This is a genomic window from Brevundimonas sp., assembly GCF_032107865.1.
Lineage (GTDB): Bacteria > Pseudomonadota > Alphaproteobacteria > Caulobacterales > Caulobacteraceae > Brevundimonas.
The window spans coordinates 9,737-13,234 of record NZ_DAMCNG010000068.1; the positions used below are offsets into that span (position 1 = coordinate 9,737).

General features: G+C 66.9%; 3 protein-coding genes. 1 reads left to right on the forward strand and 2 read right to left on the reverse strand.

The window, feature by feature from the left end:
* The coding region (locus RT567_RS07815) for a DnaJ domain-containing protein (RefSeq protein ID WP_313575550.1) at window positions 1-527 on the reverse strand (527 nt) is incomplete at its 3' end.
* A gap of 191 nt (window positions 528-718) precedes the next feature.
* Complete coding sequence (gene dnaK, locus RT567_RS07820) at window positions 719-2,626, reverse strand: molecular chaperone DnaK (protein ID WP_313575552.1); 1,908 nt, start codon at window positions 2,624-2,626, stop codon at window positions 719-721.
* A 321-nt stretch (window positions 2,627-2,947) separates the two neighbouring features.
* On the opposite strand from dnaK, the gene RT567_RS07825 reads away from it, so the two are divergent.
* A partial coding sequence (locus RT567_RS07825; RefSeq protein ID WP_313575554.1) for an alpha-ketoglutarate-dependent dioxygenase AlkB occupies window positions 2,948-3,498 on the forward strand: 551 nt, incomplete at its 3' end.

A 3,498-nucleotide genomic window follows, 5' to 3' on the forward strand; every position in this document is an offset into this window, starting at 1 on the left:
GTGGAGCAGATGGTCGGCTTGGTCCCCGCCTTGGCGCCCGAGCCGTCGCAGACCTCGCAGGTCATCAGGGTCGGGATGGCGATCTCGACGTCGGCGCCCTTATAGGCCTGCTCCAGCGTGATCTCGAGGTCGTAGCGCAGGTCCGAGCCGCGACGCGGGCCGCTCTGTTGCTGGCGCCCGCCGCCCCGGCCGCCGAACGCATCGCCGAAGGCGTCGCCGAAGACCTGAGAGAAGATGTCGTTGATGTCGTGGAAGCCCTGGCCGCCGCCCTGGCCGAAGGGGTTGCCCCCGCCCGCGCCGCCGCCCACGCCCGCATGGCCGAAACGGTCATAGGCCGCGCGCTTCTGCTCGTCCGACAGGACGGTGTAGGCCTCGGAGATTTCCTTGAAGCGGGCCACGGACTCTTCGGAGCCGCCGTTGCGGTCCGGGTGATGCTCCATCGCCAGCTTGCGATAGGCGCTCTTGAGCACGGCGGCGTCCACCGTCCGCTCGACCCCCAGAATCTCGTAATAGTCACGTTGCGCCATCAGGCGTTCGTCCTCTTACTTTCCCGCCGCGCCAGGGTGCTGTTCGGCCTCTCTTGATCTGGAGGCGTTCCGTTCGCGGATGACCGACGGCCTGCCTGATGACATGGGCGCCCGGTCGAATGATGCAAGTTTCATGAAACGGCCCCGCCTGCCGTCTGGCAAGCGGGGCCGAACATTAGCGAGGCGCCGGTTTAGGCGTCCTTCTTCTCGTCCGTGTCCGAGACTTCCTCGAACTCGGCGTCGACCACCCCGTCGTCGGCGGGTTGGCCGTCGGCGGCGCCGTCAGCCCCGCCCTGCTGGGCGGCGTACATGGCCTCGCCCAGCTTCATCGAAGCCTGCGCCAGGGTGTTGGTCTTCTCACGGATGGCCTCGGGGTCCGTGCCGTCCTTAGCCGACTTCAGATCGTCCAGGGCCGACTGGATGGTCGCCTTGGTCGCCTCGTCGATCTTGTCGCCGTGCTCGGCCAGGGCCTTCTCGGTCGAGTGGACCAGGCTGTCGGCGCCGTTCTGGGCCTCGACCAGTTCCTTGCGGGCCTTGTCCGCCGCGGCGTTGGCCTCGGCTTCCTTGACCATGTTCTCGATGTCGGCGTCCGACAAGCCGCCGTTGGCCTGGATGCGGATCGACTGTTCCTTGTTCGTCGCCTTGTCCTTGGCCGTCACGTGGACGATGCCGTTGGCGTCGATGTCGAAGGCGACCTCGATCTGCGGCATGCCGCGCGGCGCGGGCGGGATGCCCATCAGGTCGAACTGACCCAGCACCTTGTTGTCGGCGGCCATCGGGCGCTCGCCCTGGAAGACGCGGATCGTCACGGCCGACTGATTGTCGTCAGCGGTCGAGAAGACCTGGGCCTTCTTGGTCGGGATCGTCGTGTTGCGTTCGATCAGGGGCGTGAACACGCCGCCCAGGGTCTCGATGCCCAGCGTCAGCGGGGTCACGTCCAGCAGCAGCACGTCCTTGACGTCGCCTTGCAGCACGCCCGCCTGAACGGCGGCGCCCAGGGCCACGACCTCGTCCGGGTTCACGCCCTTGTGCGGCTCCTTGCCGAAGAACTTCTTCACGGCTTCCTGCACGGCGGGCATGCGAGTCATGCCGCCGACCAGCACGACTTCGTCGATGTCCGAGGCCTTGAGGCCCGCGTCCTTCAGCGCCTTGGCGCAAGGCTCGATCGTGCGCTGGATCAGGTCGTCGACCAGGGCTTCCAGCTTGGCGCGCGACAGCTTGATGTTCAGGTGCAGCGGGCCCGAGGCGTTCATGGTGATGAACGGCAGGTTGACCTCGTACTGCGTCGTCGAGGACAGCTCCTTCTTGGCCTTTTCAGCCTCTTCCTTCAGGCGCTGCAGAGCCAGCTTGTCCGAGCGCAGGTCGACGCCCTGCTCCTTCTTGAACTCGTCGGCCAGGTAGTCGACCAGACGCATGTCGAAGTCTTCACCGCCCAGGAAGGTGTCGCCGTTGGTCGACTTCACCTCGAACACGCCGTCGCCGATCTCCAGGATCGAGACGTCGAAGGTGCCGCCGCCCAGGTCATAGACGGCGATCTTCTGGCCTTCATTCTTCTCAAGGCCATAGGCCAGAGCCGCGGCCGTCGGCTCGTTGATGATGCGCAGGACTTCCAGACCGGCGATCTTGCCGGCGTCCTTGGTGGCCTGACGCTGGGCGTCGTTGAAATAGGCCGGGACGGTGATGACGGCCTGGGTGACTTTCTCGCCCAGATAGGCCTCTGCGGCCTCCTTCATCTTGCCCAGTGTGAAGGCCGAAACCTGCTGGGGCGAATAATCCTTGCCGTGGGCCTGAACCCAGGCGTCGCCGGTCGGACCCTTGACGATGTCGAAGGGCACCATGCCCTTGTCCTTGGCCACCACCGGGTCATCGAAATTGCGGCCGATCAGGCGCTTGATGGCGAAGAAGGTGTTGGCGGGGTTGGTCACCGCCTGACGGCGCGCGGGCTGGCCGACGAGGATTTCGCCGCCGTCCTGGATCGCGACCACCGACGGGGTGGTGCGGGCGCCTTCGGCGTTCTCGATGACCTTGGGGTTCTTGCCGTCCATGACGGCGACGCACGAGTTGGTCGTGCCGAGGTCGATGCCGATGATCTTGGCCATGGGCTTGTCTTTTCACTCCTTGCGGCGGGCGATGCGGCGGCCTTGGATCAAGCGCCGCGCGTGACCGCCCCCAGATGGGCTTTTGAAATCATGCCGCGCCGGACGACGCCCGGTACGGCGGTGGATGGGGTCGGCGGGCAAGCCCCTAACGAATAGGGGGTTATCGCCGGATTGGCTCGGATATGGGAAAGACCGCAGGGGCTGCAAGGCCTTCCGCTTGGTTCCGGGCCGATTCCGCGCCTTATGGCGGACAAGGCGGCGCGGCGCCGCTAAATTCGGCCGATGATCCCGCAAAACCCCCTGCAACCGCCCAGAAAAGAGATGAGGGAAGCGCCGACGGCCCTGCCCGGCTTTCGCCTGTGGCCCGGCCTGCTGGACGCTGCGGAACAGGCCGAACTGCTGGCCGAGGTGCGACGAGGGCTGGAGACGGCGCCCCTTTATCGGCCGGTGACGCCCGGCGGGCGACCGTTCTCGGTGCGGATGAGCAATTTCGGCGCCCTGGGCTGGGTGTCGGACCGCGAGGGCTATCGCTACCAGCCGATCCATCCCGTAACCGGCGCGCCCTGGCCCGCCATTCCGCCCCGGCTTCTGAGCCTGTGGGACGCCCTGACCGGTTGGCCGAACCCGCCCGACGCCTGCCTGGTCAACCTCTATCAGGGCGAGGCGAAAATGGGCCTGCATCAGGACCGGGACGAGCGCGATCTGACGGCGCCCGTGCTGTCAGTGTCTCTGGGCGACACGGCGGTGTTCCGCATCGGCCCGGCTGAAGGCGGCGCCACCCACAGCGTGCGCCTGGCGTCCGGCGACGTCTGCGCCCTGACCGGACCCGCTCGGCTGGCGCGTCACGGGATCGACCGGTTGCTGACGGGCTC

What these genes read in the sequence shown, in the direction of transcription:
- dnaK (WP_313575552.1), bottom strand. Translation starts at nt 2,626, where the DNA reads ATGGCCAAGATCATCGGCATCGACCTCGGCACGACCAACTCGTGCGTC.